This is a genomic window from Microcoleus sp. AT8-A3, from assembly GCF_036705675.1.
Lineage (GTDB): Bacteria > Cyanobacteriota > Cyanobacteriia > Cyanobacteriales > Microcoleaceae > Microcoleus.
In genome coordinates, this window is record NZ_JAUBVD010000044.1 from 19745 (window position 1) to 38666 (window position 18922).

18 protein-coding genes and 1 pseudogene are annotated in these 18922 nt (G+C 44.1%); 8 read left to right on the forward strand and 11 right to left on the reverse strand.

The genetic code is table 11. From position 1 onward, the window contains the following. The 5 genes and pseudogenes from QUB51_RS22085 to QUB51_RS22105 form a co-directional block, all read left to right on the forward strand. A pseudogene (locus QUB51_RS22085) lies at positions 1-734 on the forward strand (hypothetical protein); the annotation flags it as partial. Between the two features lie 51 nt (positions 735-785). Then, entirely contained in the window at positions 786-2051 is a 1266-nt protein-coding gene (locus QUB51_RS22090) for a glycosyltransferase family 4 protein (RefSeq protein ID WP_333231498.1), read from the forward strand. A gap of 42 nt (positions 2052-2093) precedes the next feature. Beyond that, positions 2094-3350: a glycosyltransferase family 4 protein gene (locus QUB51_RS22095; RefSeq protein WP_333231496.1), complete on the forward strand. Its 1257-nt coding sequence runs from the start codon at positions 2094-2096 to the stop codon at positions 3348-3350. A 71-nt stretch (positions 3351-3421) separates the two neighbouring features. After that, positions 3422-4642 carry a glycosyltransferase family 4 protein gene (locus tag QUB51_RS22100; RefSeq protein WP_333231494.1) on the forward strand — a complete coding sequence of 407 codons (1221 nt, stop codon included), beginning with the start codon at positions 3422-3424 and terminating at the stop codon, positions 4640-4642. Between the two features lie 140 nt (positions 4643-4782). Further along, entirely contained in the window at positions 4783-5760 is a 978-nt protein-coding gene (locus QUB51_RS22105) for a class I SAM-dependent methyltransferase (RefSeq protein WP_333263306.1), read from the forward strand. 172 nt (positions 5761-5932) lie between these two features. On the opposite strand, the gene QUB51_RS22110 is transcribed toward QUB51_RS22105, so the two are convergent. From QUB51_RS22110 to QUB51_RS22130, 5 genes are all read right to left on the reverse strand, one after another. Then, positions 5933-6886, reverse strand: coding sequence for a DUF4214 domain-containing protein (locus QUB51_RS22110; protein ID WP_333263310.1), 954 nt, complete (start codon positions 6884-6886; stop codon positions 5933-5935). A 60-nt stretch (positions 6887-6946) separates the two neighbouring features. Next, positions 6947-7945 (reverse strand): DUF1698 domain-containing protein, encoded by a 999-nt coding sequence (locus QUB51_RS22115; RefSeq protein WP_333263313.1) that lies wholly within the window; start codon positions 7943-7945, stop codon positions 6947-6949. 95 nt (positions 7946-8040) lie between these two features. After that, positions 8041-10743, reverse strand: coding sequence for a tetratricopeptide repeat protein (locus QUB51_RS22120; RefSeq protein WP_333298328.1), 2703 nt, complete (start codon positions 10741-10743; stop codon positions 8041-8043). Between the two features lie 40 nt (positions 10744-10783). Continuing rightward, positions 10784-10963, reverse strand: coding sequence for a hypothetical protein (locus QUB51_RS22125; protein WP_333057112.1), 180 nt, complete (start codon positions 10961-10963; stop codon positions 10784-10786). Between the two features lie 15 nt (positions 10964-10978). Continuing rightward, positions 10979-11110 carry a hypothetical protein gene (locus QUB51_RS22130; RefSeq protein WP_333298329.1) on the reverse strand — a complete coding sequence of 44 codons (132 nt, stop codon included), beginning with the start codon at positions 11108-11110 and terminating at the stop codon, positions 10979-10981. A gap of 111 nt (positions 11111-11221) precedes the next feature. On the opposite strand from QUB51_RS22130, the gene QUB51_RS22135 reads away from it, so the two are divergent. After that, entirely contained in the window at positions 11222-11869 is a 648-nt protein-coding gene (locus QUB51_RS22135; RefSeq protein WP_333057111.1) for a Uma2 family endonuclease, read from the forward strand. Between the two features lie 119 nt (positions 11870-11988). Here the strand turns inward: QUB51_RS22135 and QUB51_RS22140 are convergent, their stop codons facing one another. The 6 genes from QUB51_RS22140 to QUB51_RS22165 form a co-directional block, all read right to left on the reverse strand. Then, on the reverse strand, positions 11989-12594 hold the full coding sequence (locus tag QUB51_RS22140; protein WP_333057110.1) for a 50S ribosomal protein L25/general stress protein Ctc: 606 nt from the start codon (positions 12592-12594) through the stop codon (positions 11989-11991). A gap of 64 nt (positions 12595-12658) precedes the next feature. Continuing rightward, positions 12659-13024, reverse strand: a complete 366-nt coding sequence (locus QUB51_RS22145; RefSeq protein ID WP_333263321.1) for a hypothetical protein — start codon at positions 13022-13024, stop codon at positions 12659-12661. Continuing rightward, complete coding sequence (locus QUB51_RS22150) at positions 13024-13230, reverse strand: hypothetical protein (RefSeq protein WP_333263323.1); 207 nt, start codon at positions 13228-13230, stop codon at positions 13024-13026. Before QUB51_RS22150 ends, QUB51_RS22145 begins: the two co-directional genes overlap by 1 nt. A gap of 8 nt (positions 13231-13238) precedes the next feature. Then, positions 13239-13463 carry a hypothetical protein gene (locus QUB51_RS22155; RefSeq protein ID WP_333263325.1) on the reverse strand — a complete coding sequence of 75 codons (225 nt, stop codon included), beginning with the start codon at positions 13461-13463 and terminating at the stop codon, positions 13239-13241. Beyond that, a complete protein-coding gene (locus QUB51_RS22160; protein ID WP_333263328.1) occupies positions 13456-14352 on the reverse strand; it encodes an ATP-binding protein in 897 nt (298 codons plus the stop codon). The genes QUB51_RS22155 and QUB51_RS22160 overlap by 8 nt, the downstream gene beginning before the upstream one ends. A 69-nt stretch (positions 14353-14421) precedes the next feature. Beyond that, positions 14422-15762 (reverse strand): adenylosuccinate synthase, encoded by a 1341-nt coding sequence (locus QUB51_RS22165; protein WP_333263331.1) that lies wholly within the window; start codon positions 15760-15762, stop codon positions 14422-14424. A gap of 353 nt (positions 15763-16115) precedes the next feature. Here QUB51_RS22165 and QUB51_RS22170 point away from each other — a divergent pair, with 353 nt between their 5' ends. Beyond that, positions 16116-17153, forward strand: a complete 1038-nt coding sequence (locus QUB51_RS22170) for an adenosine deaminase (RefSeq protein WP_333263334.1) — start codon at positions 16116-16118, stop codon at positions 17151-17153. A 328-nt stretch (positions 17154-17481) separates the two neighbouring features. After that, positions 17482-18786, forward strand: coding sequence for an aspartate aminotransferase family protein (locus tag QUB51_RS22175; protein ID WP_333263337.1), 1305 nt, complete (start codon positions 17482-17484; stop codon positions 18784-18786). The last annotated feature ends 136 nt before the right edge of the window (positions 18787-18922 follow it).

The following is an 18922-nucleotide window of genomic DNA, read 5'->3' on the forward strand; positions in this document are numbered from 1 at the left end:
TCCAGCACCAGACTCAGAGTGAATTGGAACAATCCCAGCTACAACTCCATCAGACTCAGAGTGAATTGGAACAATCCGAGTTACAACTCCATCAGACTCAGATTGAATTGGAACAATCCCAAGCAATCCAGCATCAAACTCAGAATGAATTGGAACAATCCCAGTTACAACTCCAATTCACTCTGAGTGAATTGGAACAATCCCAAGCACTCCAGCATCAAACTCAGAGTGAATTGGAACAATCCCAGTTACAACTCCAATTCACTCAGAGTGAATTGGAACAATCCCAGTTACAACTCCAATTCACTCAGAGTGAATTGGAACAATCCCAGTTACAACGCCAGTTACAACTCCATCAGACTCAGAGTGAATTGAAACAATGCCAGTTACAACTCCATCAGACTCAGAGTGAATTGGAAAGATTAAAGTTTTCGCAAGCTAGGGTTAGAGAAACTGAGGTCAAAAGTCAGATGCAGTACAAAGACTTATTGTGGGAAGGGTGGTACGCTTATTGCAAAGGCGATAAGGCGGGGATGGCTAACTTTCTTAAAGAATCCTTGAAGTGCACGCCTTTTTCAACAACAGAAACAGTCTTGAACTGGTTAGAAAATTTTGCTCGCTTTTCGTCAGAAAAAGGAGATATCCTCGATACCAATACCTTAGTTAACTCAGCAGAATGGAAAGAATTGATGCGTCGCAGCATTAATGGCAAGACAGTGCTGACCATCCATTAGTAAGAGATTGCAAGCAAGCTATGATTACAAACTCAGCAAAAAGCAAGACGAATGTTAAATCATCAACTAAATAATTCTTTGGGTGTAAATTTAGCCGGTCATATAACTGGCGATTTTGGGTTAGCCGAAGCAGCTAGAGGCACTCTCAGAGCTATGGAAGCAGCTAGCATTCCTGTTGCTGTCACAGATTTAAAGGTAGGCGGGCAACCCAACTCAGATTCTACCTACACAGATTTTTCCGAAGACAACCCATATCCAATCAACATTATCCAAACCAACCCTAATTGGGTAGAGCAGATTTTAGCAGGATACTTTCCCGGTATTGGTTCGGAATATTTCAAAGGGAAATACAATATAGGCGTCTGGTTGTGGGAACTACCAGCATTTCCCGATGAGTGGCAGTGGGCATTTGATGTATTTGATGAAATTTGGACTACCAGCAACTTCTGTGCCGAAGCTTTTGCAGCAGTCTCGCGAGTTCCCGTTATCAAAATTCCCGTTAGTCTTGCTTTCCCCCAACCTTCACTGACGCGAACCGATCTCAAATTGCCCGAAGACAAATTTATTTTTCTGTTTATGTTTGACTTCGGCAGCTCCTTTGAACGCAAAAATCCATTTGCCACTATTGAGGCGTTTAAACAAGCTTTTGGTCAAGCTAATGAGGATGTCTTGCTTGTCCTCAAATTTGCTAATTCACATTATTTTCCCGAAAAAAGAGAGCAACTCAAAGAATTGACAGAAGGTTGGCCATCGATTAAGTTTATAGACGGGCATTTGAAAAAAGAAGAAATTCACGGCCTGGTTAATAGTTGTGACTGTTATGTGTCTCTGCATAGGGCGGAGGGCTTCGGTTTAACAATGTCGGAAGCGATGTACTACGGCAAGCCAGTTATTGCCACAGCCTATTCGTCTAATATGGAATTTATGAATGTTGGCAATAGTTATCCTGTCAAATACGAGCTGGTGACAACAACGGAAGATTATGGGGCTTACCCCAAAGGTAGTGTCTGGGCGGAACCGAATAGTGACCATGCTGCATCCCTCATGAAATATGTCTTTCAAAACTATGAGGAAGCGCAGCAAGTCGGAACTCAATCCGCCAAAGAAATTAAATCTTTACTAAGTCCACGAACTGTCGGCAAAAAGATTAGAAATCGCTTGGAATTTATTCTGAATACAAGCGCTGCTTCGCAGTTGTCAAGCCAGTACCTCAGTCTTCAGGCAGAAAGAGACTGGCTGGCCTCCCAAACTCAAGCTTGGAAGCAAACAGCACTAAAAATGCAAACTGAACTAAAACATTTGCAGTTTCAACGGTAATGTACTTTAGCATAATTACAAGTAAGGAGAATTTGATAGGTGATGTTAAATAGCACTCTAAATTCCGATCTAGGTATCAATTTTATAGGACACATCAGTGGTGAATATGGACTGGGTGAAGGTGGTAGAGCTACCCTGAGAGCGATCGAAGCCGCTGGTATTCCCTTCGCACTTAGGGATTTGAAAGTAGATTGGCACCGGAATTTAGATGCTACCTACACAAATTTTTCGGAAGAGAAACCATATCGAATTAACCTCGTCCATACTGTTCCTGAAGCTGGATTGTTGAATAGAATTAGTTCGGAATATTTTCAGAATTGTTACAATATTGGATTCTGGGCTTGGGAACTGCCAATACTTCCCCCAGCCTGGCTGTACGGCTTTTCTTTCTTTGACGAGATATGGACTTACAGCAATTACTGTGCTGAAGCGATTGCAGCCGTATCGCCGATTCCAGTGATTAAAGTTATGTCCAGTCTCGATCTTCCACAGCCGTCACTGAGCAGAGAAGCATTAAAGTTACCAAAAAATAAATTTATTTTTCTGTTCATGTTCGACTTTCACAGCACGATTGCTCGCAAAAATCCCTTTGCTGTAGTTGAGTCTTTTAAACGAGCTTTTAGCAAATCTAATGAAGATGTTTTACTCGTTCTCAAGTTTTCTAATGCCAGCTATTTTCCCGAAAAGCGAGAGCAACTTAAAGCCCTGGCTGAGGGTTGGCCTATTCACTTTATAGACGGGCATTTGCAGAAAGAAGAACTGCACGCCTTAATTGCTAATTGTGACTGCTACGTATCGCTGCATCGGGCAGAAGGTTTCGGTCTGACAATGGCGGAAGCGATGTATTACGGTAAGCCAGTAATTGCTACTGCCTACTCATCTAATATGGAATTTATGAATGTGGGCAATAGTTTTCTGGTAAAATATGACCTCGTGACGCTGACTGAAGATTATGGCCCTTATTTCCGAGGAAATTTCTGGGCAGATCCAGACATCGATCATGCAGCATCTTCAATGCAGTATGTTTTTTACAACCGTCAAGAAGCTCAGAAAGTAGGAGCGAGGGCATCGCAGGAGATGAAGTCGTTGCTGAGCCCCCAAGCGATCGGTAGCAAGATTAAAAGTCGCGTCGAATACATAGCAAACAAGCTTAATTATTCGCCCAGAGCCACCAAAATCAGACAACTTCAGAGAGAGGTAAGCTGGTCTCAATCCCAAGCTCAAGCGTGGAAACAGACGGCACTGCAAGTTCAAATGGAACTAAAGCAATGCCAAAATCTTTCAGTGCCTTGCACGTAAGCTGCGAATGCGCGATCGAGTCAGTGGCAGCAAACTCAAATTGCACAATTATCACTCGGATAATATTATTTATGTTAAACAACCTAAATTCAGCTTTCGGAGTCAACGTTCTAGGTCACGTAACAGGCGAGTTTGGACTTGGGGAAGGGGTGAGGGGTGCGCTCAGAGCAATAGAAGCTGCTGAGATTCCTTGTGTGATTAAAGATTTGAAGGAAGATTCGCAGCCGAATTTTGATTCTACCTACACGAATTTTTCTGATAACAATCCTTATGCCGTCAACTACATCCATACTAACCCTCACGAATCTATTCTGAATACAATTAACTCAGGGTATTTTAAAGAGCGATATAATATTGGATATTGGGCATGGGAACTGTTAACATTTCCGGATTTTTGGCTGGGAGCTTTTGATGTGTTTGATGAGGTGTGGACTCCCAGCAGCTATACTGCTGAAGCTATTTCAGCGGTATCGCCGATTCCTGTAATCAAAGTGCCTCACAGCATTTATCTGCCTCCAAATTCGCTCGATCGAGAAGCATTGGATTTGCCCAAAAATAAATTTATTTTTCTGTTCATGTTCGACATTGGCAGCGGCTTTGAACGGAAAAATCCACTGGCTGTTATTGAGGCTTTTAAACAAGCTTTTGAAAGCTCAAATCAAGATGTTTGCCTGGTCATGAAGTTTCGCTCGCATCCCTTATTGCAGCTCCATCGAGAGCAACTTTTAGCGGCCGCAGAGGACTGGCCGTCCATTCAATTTATAGAGGGTCATTTAACTAAAGAAGAGGTGAATAGTTTAATCTATAATTGCGACTGTTATGTCTCGCTGCACCGTGCCGAAGGTTTTGGTCTGACAATGGCTGATGCGATGTACTGTGGCAAACCAGTTATCGCTACTGCTTATTCAGCTAATATTGAATTTATGAATGTCGGCAATAGTTTTCTGGTAAACTATGACTTGGTTACAACTGATGAACCTTACGGCCTTTACCCAAAAGGCAGTATCTGGGCCGAACCGGATGTCGATCGCGCTGCTTCCTTAATGCAGTATGTCTTTGACAATCAGCGAGAAGCGCAGGAAGTAGGAGCGCGCGCGGCGAGGGAAATTAGGTCTTCTCTGAGTCCTCAAACTGTGGGAAAAAAAATCCGAAATCGCCTTGAATATATAGCTAGAACGATCGAAGACAAACACTGGTATGAATCCCAAGCCGAAGCCTGGAAGCAAGCCGCACAGCAAGCGCAAATGGCATTAAATCAAGTTAAATTTCCCGATCGACACGCTGGAACTTAGTAAAGAAACAATTTTTTAATTGCGAGGCACAGAATAATTGCGAGGCACAAAAATATAACTATTGTCTCAAATTTATAGGCATAGTTTGTCAATTTATACAGTATTGTCTAAATAGTAAACTTTATTAACTGTACAACTGTATGCAAATCAAGCTGACACGCGAATCAATTTTATGGGCTTACCGTCTACTTTTAGACAGAGAACCAGAGAACCAAAAAGCAATCGATGCTCAATTACAAGGAGCAGCGAATACTCAGGAACTCCGACAGAATTTCATGCGATCGCAGGAGTTTCAAAATAAAAATCAGCAGACTCACCACCTCCCACTGGCTGGAGACGAGCCGCCCATGAATATCGAAAATGTATCCGATCGAGCTTTACTGCAAGTTCTGTTTAAACACATTCAAGATACGTGGTCTTATCTGGGCGAGACAGAACCGCACTGGTCTGTGATCACTTCAGAGCAGTTTCTGCAGTCCCAAATTAACACGACAAAAGAATTGTTTTATGATTCAGGGCGGGCAAATGTCGTGCAGCTCTTGAAAACCTTGGATAGAAACGGATTAGATCGAAGTGCCTTTAAATCTTGTTTGGAATATGGATGCGGTCTCGGCCGCGTGACTCGCTGGCTGTCAGAAAAATTTGAGACAGTATTTGGGTATGACATATCTAGAGCCCATTTACAAAGTGCGGAACACTACCTGGAAAATCAAGGAATTAGCAATATTAATTTACGTCACGTCCGGGAAGTAAAAGATATAGAGAATTTACCAAAGGTAGATGTGATTTATTCTGCGATCGTTCTCCAACACAATCCTCCGCCAATTATTAGCTTGATTGTCAAAGAAATGATCACAGCATTAAATCCTGGAGGGGTAGCATATTTTCAAGTACCTACTTATCGCATGGGGTATAACTTCTCTTTAGAAAAATATCTACATGATGAAGCTACGCGGCGGGAAATGGAAATGCACGTATTACCTCAAGGTACTATCTTTGATATTGTCAGAAAAGAAGGTGGAAATATTGTTGAAGTTTTGGAAGATAATTGGATTGGATTCAGGCCAAAAGAAAGGTCGAACACCTTTGTGATTCAAAAATCAACTCGTCTAGTATAATTTTCTACCAGTCTCGGAAAGTGTAGCGTGAGTTTTTTGAATTACTAGCCAATTATATCAATTCCGGTTGCATCGGAATGATTAAACCGCAGAGAACACTCTTGATACAGAGGAAGGGAAGAGATAGATGAATAATTTCGATGAAGCATTGTTCGTCTTCTAATAAATGAGCCTACAAATCTTCCGCTCGCATACAGCAAATGTAAAAACAATAAGATCGATCGGGATCATCGTTTAACAGTTGGCTGTGAAGAAATTCATGGTTTAGAGTTTCCTTGTTTGATGTTTCAATCGATTTTGATAGATTGATAATACCCTTTGTATCCACTATTTTGAAATTGTGCTTCTCTAAGAGCTTGCACAAATCATCGAAATAGTATTCTAGCTTGTGCTCGGGATGAATATAATTATTGGGAAACTGTAGCTTTGTAGCTTTCCTGTTAGGGGTATCAAGAGCAAACTTACCACCAGACTTTAACAATTTATAAACTTGATCCAATAGTTGTTCTGCGTCTTCTGTGGTGATGTGTTCGATTGACTCTCCCGACCAAACCAAGTCAAAACTACTTTCTTGAAAGCAGCTTAAGTCTGTCATACTTCCATAAACATATTCAATATTGCAATTTTGGTATTTAACTTTTATTGGCCATTCTTGCCCAGGAAACATCATTTTATCGGGAGGCAAATCTCTAATATATATATTTTCTGGAAGATGAGGATAGCCGAGCTGTAATAGAGCTCCTCTTTGATCTGATGCAGAATAACCTCCCAAATCTAAGATCGCCTTAGCAGGCGGTAGCAGTGTTCTCATCATTTTCATGCGAGCACTATGAAGTTTAGTACCCAAGATAGAGTTGATATTTTCTTCGGTAAAGCTATGATTGCCACCTTCTTCACCTATCAGCTTTTGTTGAAATTCATGCCCCTCAACCATTTTTTTTATAACAGTAGATCGAGACGCACCTGTATTAAGTTCGTTTAACCAACCTTCCATCCCATCAGGATCGGCTTCGCGCTGAAAGATTACCCAATATGCCATCAACAGATAACTTTTGTCGCTTTTAGCATGAGTGGATAAAGTTTTTTGAATTGCTGCTTCTAGAGGCTTTGTTGCTTCGGGGTTCATGGTGGTTCCTTTGATATCGATGAACGTATTTTAATGGAAATAAAGACTCACAAAGTGAAATTATCTCCAAGCATGAAAAGTTGCTCGTCCTGTTTGCGGAATAGGGAAATCTACTAAGCTCACTAATTCGACTTTGCTAAATCCGGCAACTTTCAGCATGGCTATCACGGCTGCTGGATTGGCGCCGCACCAATTGGTTGGATCGTTAGCAAATTCTGTACCGGGATAAAACACCATAGCCGGTCTGTCTTCTGAAAAGAGTTCAACCGTTGTTTCCAATATCAGTTGATTTCCAGTGACGCTAAAAACTTTCTCTAAAGAGAGTAGCGGGTGACGCATATGGTAAAGTACGCCCAGGCACAGAACTAAGTCAAAAGTCCCAATTTTATCGGGAGAAAGATCGAGTATATCTATTTCCAGAGCTTGTACTTTTGAATTGAGAGCTCTCCGTGCTAGATCGAATCCAGATTTCCCATCGAAGGTATGCCACGCATACGAATCCGTTGCGAGAACGCGACTAGCACCGCGACGTTCTGCTTCAAATGAGAAAAAACCATTCCAAGTACCTATGTCAAGCACAGTCCTTCCATCTAGCTTTTCAGGCATTTTTATCCTAAGTAGCTTCTCCGCGCTCTCATCTTTTCCAGGTGTGATTATTCCGTTCCCCAAATCGATCTGATGAAACCAATGTTTACTTGCTACTTGTTCTTTCAACTCATCTATACTCAGGGGAACTACTGGAAAATCATCTACAGGGGGAAGAAATTCTTTCACCATTTCCCTATTGGGCATTGTGAAGCTTGTCATTAATTTGCTGCCCCTCTCTTCCTCTGGAAGACGCTGCTGAAATTCATGGGACTCAAACATCTTTTTTATAACCGTGGCTCGGCTCAAACCTAACTTTAGTTCATTTAACCAAAGTTCTAATCCATCAGGATCAGCTTCGCGCTCAAAGATTACCCAATAGGCCATCCATAGATAACTTTTGTCGTTTTTCGCATGAGTGGATAAAGTCTTTTGGATGGATTCTTCCAAGCGTTTAGTTGCTTCAGGGTTCATGGTAGTTCCTCTAATCTCGTTCATATTATTTTAAGGCAAGTAGGTTCTATTAGCCTGTATTAAATTACCAAATACAGGCTCAATTGCACGGAAAATTAGAAAATCTTGGGTTCTAACTCTAAGGCGTGACGGTAACAAGAACTCGCTTCATCAATTTGCCCTTTCTTAGTCAAAACTTCACCCAAATTATAGTGGAACCAAGAGAAATCAGGCTTAAGTTCTATGGCGCGGCGATAACAAGCGATCGCCCCGTCCAAATCTCCTTGATGTCGCAGCATATCCGCTAAATTGTTGTGGATATACGGATCGTCAGGTTTTAACTCGATCGCGCGGCGGTAACAGTTCATCGCTTCTTCCCGCTGACCCTTTGCACCCAAAGCATCCCCTAACAATTGGTAAGGTTTATACTGATTTGGTTGAACGTCTATAGCGCGGCGGTAACAAGCGATCGCCCGATCCGTATCATTCTTTTGCGCGAAGAGCATCCCCAACTGCAAGTGCGCCTCACCGCATTCGGGGTTTACCTGCAGCGCCATCTGATAAAAGACGATCGCCCCATCCGGCCAATTCTTCCGCACCAAAGCATTAGCCAACTCAACATAAAGGTCAGCATCATTCGGCGCAATCTCCAACGCCTTGTGATACAACTGCACGTCATCAGGATTCTCCTGAATCGCCCGCCGGTACAAACCCATCGCATCCCGCAAATCCCACTGCGATCGCATCCTCAAAGCATCAGCCAACTTTTGCGAAAGCCACGGCAAATCCGCCTGAATTTCCGCAGCGCGGCGGTAAGCGGCGATCGACTCATCCCACCGTTCCAGATTCTCAAAAGCCGTTCCCATGTTGTAATAAGTCCACGGAAAATCGGGATTTAACTCGGCTGCGCGCCGGTAAACATCGATCGCCTCATCCCACCTTTCCAGTTCTAGCAGCGCGTCGCCCAATTTGCTCTGCGACCAGAAGAAATTCGGATTAACTTCGTTAGCACGCCGGTACGCAACAACCGCCTCATCCCAACGTTCCAAATTCACCAGCGCTTCTGCTAAATTGTTGTGCGCCCAAAAATGGTCAGGATTGAGTTCGATCGACCTTTGGTAAGCGGAAATTGCCTCATCCCACCTTCCTAGTTTAATTAGCGCGTCTGCTAAATAGTTGTGCGACCAACTGAAATCTGGATTTAATTCTGTTGCTTTCCGGTAAGACTCTACAGCTTCTTCCCACCGTTCCAACTTCAGCAATACATCTGCTAAATTGTTGTGAGACCAGCTAAAATCAGGATTTAATTCGATCGCCTTGCGGTAAGCATTTACAGCTTCCTCCCACCGTTCCAACTTAACCAGCGACTCAGCTAAATTGTTGTGCGACCAAGAAAGATCGGGATTGTTTCTAATAGCATTGCTGTAAGCATCTACCGCCGCTTCCCACTGTTCTTGCCCCTTAAGAATTTCCCCCAATTCGTGATAAGCTGCACCCGCATTTGGGTTCAACTCAACCGCGCGCCGATAACACTCAATTCCCTTATCTACCTTACCTTGCTCGATCAAAGTTTTGGCTAAATTCTCGTGTTCCTCAGCGGTGCCAGACTTCGGGTCGATCGCAAATGCTCGATACCAAGCCTCAGCAGCAGCCTCCGGCTTGCCTAACTGCGTCAACAGTTTCGCAAAATTGCGGAAAGCACCGGCAAAATCCGGTTTCAGGGCGATCGCCTTTTCGTAAGCAGAAACCGCTTGCTGCCACTGTTCTTGCTGCGCGCAAATGCTGCCGTAGTTAGCGTAAGCTTCGGCAAAATTTGGGTTGATTTCTATTGCTTTGACATAGCAACTTTTAGCTTCATCAATTTTTCCGCCAGCTTGCAGGGCGTTGCCCAGCATTTTGTAAAGCGGCGCTTCCGGCTTAATTTGCAGCGCCTTCTTGCAAGCTGCGATCGCCTGTTCCAATTTACCCTGAGCAAAATAGCCTTCTGCCAGTATTTTGTATGCTTCTGGATCTTCTATATTAATTGTAGAATTAACTGCCTGCTGAACTGGCGGCTTAACTGGCGGCTGCACTGGCGGCTTAACTGCGGTTGCTGCGGGCTGCTGCTTAACTGCACCGTTTGTCGCAGTTGCACCCGCCAATGTTTGCTCTCCCTCGCTGCCATTTCTCGCATTAGCTGCGTTCAGTTCAATAGCTTTGCGATAATATGCTGTCGCTTCCTCTAACTTGCCTTGTTTTTTGAGCGCTTCGCCCAAATTTTGGTAAGCTGTCGCCACATTAGGATTTAATTTTATAGCGCGATCGTAACAGGCGATCGCTTCGGGGAATTTTTCCTGCCGAAAAAAAGCGTCGCCCATATTCAAGTGTTCCCCCGGCGCTACTTTTTCCGGTTCCAAACTAAATGCTTGATACCAGCACTGCTGGGCTTCTTCCGGTTTGCCAATTTGTCCGAATACTTTTGCTAAATTCCGGTACACTCCCGCGAAATTCGGCTTAATCGCGAGCGCCTTTTGATAAAATCCGATCGCCTCCTGCCATTTTTGCTGCTGCGCGCCCAGGCTGCCCAAATTCGCGTATACTTCCGCAAAATTCGGTTCTATTTCAATCGCTTTAGCGTACCAGTGCCGTGCCTCTTCCATCCTGCCTTGAGCTTGCAGCGCGTTGCCCAAAGTCTTGTAAGCCGGTGCAAAATTGGGGTGAATCTTCAAAGCTTGCTCGCAGGAGGCGATGGCTTCTTCTATTTTTCCTTGGGATAAGTATGTTTCTCCCTGTTGGTTAAATTGAACCGCTGTTGATTCTGTACTGACTGTTGATGGCATAGGGGCGGCGGCTCCACAAGTAGCAAGTAAATTATAGGATTCAAAATGTTTCACAATTATACAGCGGTTTGACGCCAACAATTGCCGTTTTACCAAAGCTGTCGAGAATGTGATGCAAAGCTTCAACAATAGCAGAATACGATCGCGAGCGCGCAACTCCGGCAAAAAAGCGATCGACCACCTCCGCCTCGGTTTTTTCCCGGCATTCTAGTGCTTGCACCGCAGATACAGGTTTTCACCCCCCATGAGGGATGCCTGATTCGGCTGATGTCAGCAGGATTTTCGAGGTTTGGTTTGTACCTCTAGAAACTTGAGAAAGTCGATAGTGCAGCAGACGAAGTTCCAGCGGCAATAGTTCCTCACGCACCAAAATCGATCCCAGGCAGGATGCCTGCACCACAAGACTTATTGAAGAAATATATTAAAATAATTAACAGCAAATGTTTTGTCAACTTTCGCTTAAATTGCGGTAATTTTGATGTTGTTAGAGCCACCACCTCAACTTGTCGGTGAAAAGCGCCTCACCTTTCGCGATATCGATTGGCAAGCCTTCAAGCAAATTCAAAGTTTGCTGATGGAGCGCACCCGCGCCCGTTTTAGCTACGATAACGGAGTATTAGAAATCACCATGCCCCTCGAAGAACACGAACGCTCTGCTCGCTTGATTGAACTCTTTATTAGAGTCCTTGTGGTGGAGATGGGCATGAAAATCAAGACGATGGGATCGACTACGCTCGATCGCGAAGACCTCCTCAAGAGCGCCGAGCCTGACAATGGGTATTACATCCAGAATTATGCCTTAGTGGCGGATCGCCTGGTTAATTTGAATGTCGATCCCGCCCCGGATTTAGTCGTGGAAGTAGATATTACCCATACCGATATCAATAAAAATACACTCTATGCCAGTATAGGCGTGCCGGAATTTTGGCGGTTTAACGGGCGGGTATGGCGGATTCTGCAATTAGTCGATGGGGCTTATGTTGAGCGCGATCGATCTCCGACTTTTCCCATTATTGAAAAAACGGATTTATACCAGTTTCTAGAAGTGGCTTTCATCGATGAAGTTGCCGCACAGATTGATTTTAGTCAATGGGTGCGACAGCAGATTCAAGGCCCAGTAGAGTAAGTGCGATCGAACCCAAATTAGAATAGCCTTTTTAGCAAAAAACGATCGCCCTTTTGGGAGAAAGCGATCGCCCTTTTTTTTCAACAATTAATTAGTTAACAACTATTAGCAATTACTAATTAAGCTGCTGCGGCTGCGTCTTCTTCTGCGTCTTCTGCTTCAGAACCTGCTTGAATTCCCAGCACGCTAACAACCACCTGATCTGGTTCGCCGAGAGCTACCACTCCCGCAGGCAAAACTAACTCGTGAATATGCAGCGCATCCCCAACCTTTAAATGAGAAATATCTACTTCAATTGCTTCAGGAATGCTGTCTGGTTTGCACTTAACTGCGAGTTGCGTCAGTACGGTATCCAAAATGCCGCCTTCTAACTTGACGCCGACTGGTTCGCCGACAAAATTCAGCGACACTTCAACTTCCAGGCTGTCTTGAGTTGCCACGGAGAAAAAGCTCAGGTGGTAAGGATAGCCCTTCCAAGGATGAACTTGAACTTCCCGGAGCAAGGTTTTTCCGCTCCAAGAGAGGTCGGGAATGCTGAGGTCAATTAGGGTATTGTTGACTACGTGCTTTTTGAGCAGGTGTTCAACTGTTTTGGCTTTGATGGTAAGGGAAATGGATTCAGAGCCTTTGTGCCCGTAGAGGACGGCGGGAATCAATCCAGAGCGGCGCAGGGCGTTAGGTTTACTGCCTTCTGCCCGCTTTTGACATTCTACTGCGAGTTCCATTTTATGACTTTCTGCTGATTGTTTTTACATTTTATCAGAATTGTGATATTGCGATCGCGCTTAATTAAATTCGCTGGAGGTATTGATAATTTTCGTTTTCCACACACTTCAGCAATTCCAGCATTTTTCTCAAACGATATGTTCCCGCTTGATACTCTTCTTTGGAAGGGCTATCTCCTAGTTTAGTGATGACAGCATCGCTTTCGCGGACAACCTCTTCGCGAAAAAATTCCTTTAACTTCTTACTATTACCTTTACTTAACGGCACGACAGATAACATATCCTCTTCCCCATCTATCTGTATTTTTCTTCTTACTGATTTGCCGATTTTGGAAAACTCTGACTTTGCCAACCACAAGTAAAAATCTTCCGTCAGTTCTACACTGTTGGTTAAACTACCATCCTTGGAAATAAAGCCGATGTCTAACATTATCCTTCCTCCTTAGCTTCAGATTCCATAAATTCACTTTCTGGGACATTCTCAGCCCAAGCTATCCCTGCTAGGTCAAACCGCCTTTTTGCATCAGGAGAAATGGTTCCTGTAGTAATAACTGCAACAACAGTTTGTTTGTCGATAATTTTCTGAGCTTCACCTGGAAAGATATTCTTTTTTGTCTTGATTTCAATGTGTGGCATGGGACTCTCTAAGGATTATATTTACTTTGAATCTGCCGAATTATGTCTTTTACTCGTGAAGCGTCTTCAGGCTTAATTATCAAAATATCACCTTTTGAACTGTTTCCTTTTGTTATTTTGCAGGGAATACCTTCTTTAGCCATTTTTTCGATAACCCACTTAATCAAATCTCTGTGAACTTCGAGATTATAAATCATCCTATCTTCATCAGTCTCAAACTCTTTCTTAGGCATCTAATAACTCCTTGTATGTTTTATCTAAGTGTTGGCCGGTCGAAAATCCCTGCTCAAAAAGCTCAACAAGCCTTTCAGATATAGAGATATCTTGATCGCCGCATATTACATCTATTAGTAAAACTTTATACAAAGCTTTGATATCGCCTGCGGTAAAGGCGCGACGCTGGTAGATGCCGTACAACTTTGGCAAATCTTCTTGTTTAGTATTATGTTTAATTGGCTTATTCAAATAGTCAAGATAGGATTTGAATTCATCCCGCGATAAATTGGGATCGACAGTTTCTTTTAAAGAAAATCTACGCACTACTGCTGTATCCACTAGATTCGGCACATTAGTAATGCCAAATACTAAAAAACGCTGACTTATTGACGGTTGAAGATTGTCAAGTTGTAGCATTAAAGTTGTCATAGCTCTGCGAACAGCATCGTGTTCCTGTGCGCGACTGCGACTCATGCAAAAAGCATCTAGTTCATCCAATAATAGAAACACTGATGAACCATCTGAAGAAATTTTACGTAACTCTTGAAATATTTGCTCTAGATTTCGTGAAGACTGCCCTAAAGCGGGGTCGAGCATTCTCCCAACGTCTACAGTATAGAAGTTGATTTCATTAGTAACTTCTTGCTTTATTTGGTCGAAAAGTAAGTAACAGAGTGTAGTTTTACCAGTATTAGGCGGCCCGTAGAGCAGAACAGACGGTACGAGATTGTAAATACTAAACTGCTTGAGCAGAGAGTCATCAGCCGTTAGCATCGTCTTGCAGAAACGAAACAAATATTTCTGCAATTCATCTAATCCGAACAACTTTTGGTGGGCAATAATGCGTTTGATATCGCCGTGGGTCAGTTGTACTAATCCGCTGTCGCCTTTAACTAAATTGGTCATGCCGACACCGCCAAAAGTTTCAAACTGTACTGATTAAGCTTTCTCATCATGACATTTTAGCTTAAAGTATCATGATTGTGCTACTACAGGCCTACTGTCAGCCGACAATAACCCCCGCTTGGGCCCATGAATCGGGTCTTCGACAATGATAGTTTGGTCGCGGCTGGCACCGAGAGAAACGATCGCGATCGGCACTTCCATCAAATCTGCCAAAAACTTCAGATAATCCAAAGCTTGCTGCGGTAAATCTTCCAAATTGCGGCACTCTTCCGTAGACTGTTTCCAACCGGGAAGGGTTTCGTAAATAGGTTTGCAGCGAGCAAATATCCGGGAACTTTTCGGGAAATCAACACATTTTTCGCCGTCAATTTCGTAAGCAACGCAAACTTTTATTTCTTCTAACTCATCCAAAACATCTAGTTTGGTAATTGCCAGACAGTCAAGGCCGTTGATGCGGACTGCGTAGCGGCCGATTACTGCATCGAACCAACCGCAGCGACGTTTCCTGCCCGTTGTCGTGCCGAATTCTGCACCTCTCTCGCCCAAAATTGCTCCTATTCCATCTACCATTTCAGTAGGGAATGGGCCTTCTCCGACGCGGGTTGTATAAGCTTTTGCTACGCCAATTACGCGATCGATCGCTGTTGGGCCGACTCCGGTTCCCACACAAGCACCGCCAGCGATGGGATTGCTCGAAGTAACGTAAGGATAAGTGCCGTGGTCTAAGTCTAATAAAGTGCCTTGCGCGCCTTCAAACAGAATATTTTTCCGCTTGTGAAGTCCCTCATAAATCTTCAGGGAACTATCTACTACGTGCGGGCGCAAACGTTCCGCATAAACTCGATATTCATCAATTACGTCTTGCGGATTTAAAGGCGGCAAATTGTAGAGTTTTTCGAGAAGGACATTTTTACAATTAATCGTCCATTCCAATTGTTCTTGCAACCCGTCCAAGTCCATTAAATCTAGCATCCGAATGCCAGTGCGTTCCGACTTGTCGGCGTAAGTAGGGCCAATGCCGCGTCCCGTCGTCCCGATTTTATAATTTCCCCGCTGCGTTTCCGATGCTACATCAATTAATCGATGATAGGGCATCGTGACGTGAGCCGTCTCCGAAATCATCAGCGAGGTTGTCGAAATATTCAGTGCCTCTAGCTGATCTAACTCTGCAATTAAAACTTTAGGGTCGATGACCGTGCCGCAGCCGATAATACACTCTTTATCAGGGTAGAGAATCCCAGACGGAATTAAGTGCAGCTTGAAAGTCTGACCGTTGACTACCACGGTGTGACCCGCGTTGACGCCCCCTTGGTAGCGGACAACGATATCTGCGGATTTGCTGAGCAAATCGGTAATTTTGCCTTTTCCTTCATCGCCCCACTGGGCGCCGATTACAACTACGTTAGCCAAGGGTTTCTCGCGTTCTGTTCAGGTTGACACAATCTCCGATTATGTATGAATGCGTCCGAAATGTCAATCAATTTTAGATTTTAGATTTTAGATTTGGGATTTTAGATACGGGCATGGGGCATGGGGCATGGGGCATGGGGCATGGGGCATGGGGCATGGGGCATGGGGCATCTCCCAAAAAGCCTATTTTGAACAGGCAAGATGCCTGTTCCACAAGAATTATGGGAGATGTCTATTGGGCATTAGGCATTGGAACTAACAAATAACCAATGACTAATGACTACTGACTACTGACTAATGACTACTGACTAATTAATTTTTGTTAAGATTGAGAAAATAGAGGCTTTGTTGCCATGAGTTTACACGCTGAGTTGCACCGCCATCTGGGTGGTTCCGTCGTTCCTAGGGTGCTGTGGCGGTATTTCGATCGCCACAATGCTGAGATGGTTAATCGATTTCCGAAATACTCGGAATTTGAGGAGTTTTACACTCGTCCGCGCAATACTCTCAATGAGTATTTGGAACTGCACACGCTGGTAGAAAGCGTTCAAACTGTTGAGACGTTGCCTTATTTCATCTATCGGTTGATGCGGGGCGCTTACGTGTTTGAAAATCTGGCTTATTTGGAGTTGCGCTATACGCCTTATTTGCGGACTCCAGAACATTTGAATCAGTCAGAACGCATTGATTTGATGGCAGAAATTGTACAAGTTGTGGGCAAGGCAAGTCAAATTAGCGATTGTCCGATTGTTACTAGCCAAATTTTGTGTATGCACTCGCGTTTACCCTATGAGGTGAATCGGGCGATCGTAGATTTGGCGGCGCAAATGGGGGAATATGTTTGTGCGATCGATCTAGCTGGGGGCGATGATTGTATTGGCGATCGTTTGGAGGAGTTTGTCGGATTGTACCAGTACGCGAGGTCGATCGGCATCAAAACTACCGGCCACCTCTACGAAACTACCTCTGGCTGTTATCCCGAACTTCTGCCCTATCTGATGCGGATCGGCCACGGGATTCAAATTCCGTTAAAATATCCCGAACTGCTGCCAGAAGTCGCGCGCAGGGGTCAATGCTTGGAAGTTTGCCCGACTACCTATCTCAAAACGGGGACGTTGCAGGATATGCGGGAATTGAAGGTTGTGTTCGATCGATGTTTTGAAGCTGGTGTCGATATTGCCATTTGTACCGACAACGCGGGATTGCACAACGTGCGATTGCCTTTCGAGTACGAGAATTTGTTAACTTTGGATATCATTGATTTTCGGCAATTGCAAGCGTGTCAAGAAGCAGCTTTCCGCCATGCTTTCGCGTGGCCCTACGAAGAAAGGCCTGTGAAAATGCTGACGGGTTTGTTGCAGCCTGAGTCTGTGGGGGCGATCGTTAATTAGCTAGTTTTTGTCATTAAACATCAAGTTTTTAGGTTCCTTAAAAACCCGGTTTTTTTTATGTTAATTAATGAACCGGGTTTTTAATCTGATATCTCTGCCGCTAGGAAAGCCATCGCCAAGATTTAGGATTGCGGCAGTGATTTTATTTCATTTGTGAATGATATTTTTTTTACTAACCGCAGAGGGCGCAGAGGGCGCAGAGGAGATAGAAAAGATAGAAAGAGGGAGAGAGGTGTTTTGTAAAATTATAATAAGCGTCTGGCGATCGGCAATCGGTAGCAAGTTATAGTTTGGATGCAGAAGCATCAATATAAAAGGATAAAAAAACATGACAAATATGGACGCTTATTGGATGCCCTTCACTGCCAACCGACAATTTAAAGCGAATCCGCGAATATTGGTTTCGGCAAAAGATATGCACTTTACAACAGATGATAACCGCTCAATTTTAGATGGTACTGCGGGGCTGTGGTGCGTCAATGCAGGGCACGCCCGCGAGACAATTGCCGAAGCAGTTAAACAGCAGGTTTTGCGTTTGGATTACTCTCCGGCTTTTCAGATGGGACATCCGGGTGCTTTTGAATTAGCGGAGCGTTTGGTAAAGATGATTCCGGGCAATTTCGATCGCGTTTTCTTTACTAATTCGGGTTCGGAATCAGTAGAAACTGCTTTGAAAATTGCGATTGCTTATCACCGGGTGAAAGGTGAAGGAACTCGTCAACGATTAATCGGTAGGGAACGTGGCTATCACGGCGTTGGTTTTGGGGGAATTTCTGTCGGGGGTATCGGTACAAACCGCAAGTTTTTTGGCAGTTTGCTAACGGGAGTCGATCATTTGCCTCACACTCACAATCTCGAACACAATGCTTTCAGCCGCAAACAACCGGAATGGGGAGCGCATTTGGCGGATGAATTGGAGCGGATTGTCGCTTTGCACGATGCGTCTAATATTGCAGCGGTAATTGTGGAACCGGTGGCTGGTTCTACAGGTGTTTTGATTCCGCCGAAAGGTTATTTGGAGCGACTGCGGGCGATTTGCGACAAATACGGAATCCTGCTAATTTTTGATGAGGTAATTACCGGATTCGGGCGGCTAGGCTCTAGTTTTGCTACGGAATATTTTGGGGTGGTTCCCGATATTGTGACGGCGGCGAAAGGGATAACTAACGGTACGGTGCCGATGGGGGCGGTGTTTGTGAAAGAAGGCATTTATGATGCTTTTATGAATGCTCCTGAAAATGCGATCGAGCTTTTTCATGGTTATACTTATTCTGGTCATCCTGTGGCTTGTGCGGCTGCTTTGGCGACGCTGGATATTTATGAGGAAGAAAGGTTATTTGAACGAGCTGATAAGATGGCCGGTTACTGGGAAGATGCGGTGCATTCTTTGAAGGGCGTGCGGCACGTAATTGATGTTCGGAATCTGGGACTGGTGGCAGGTATTGAGTTGGAATCTATTGCTGGGAAGCCGGGGAAACGGGCCTTTGATTGTTTCTTGCAGTGCTATGAAAAAGGGTTGCTGATTCGGACTACGGGTGATATTATTGCTTTGTCGCCACCGCTGATTATTGAGAAGGAACATATCGATCGCATTGTGGAAATTTTGACAGGGGTTTTGCAGGACATGGAGTAGGATTAAAAGGAGATTTTGCACCATTCTCTCTTAACAGGCAAGATGCCTGTTCCACAAAATTAACAGGCAAGATGCCTGTTCCACAAAATTAACAGGCAAGATGCCTGTTCCACAAAATTAACAGGCAAGATGCCTG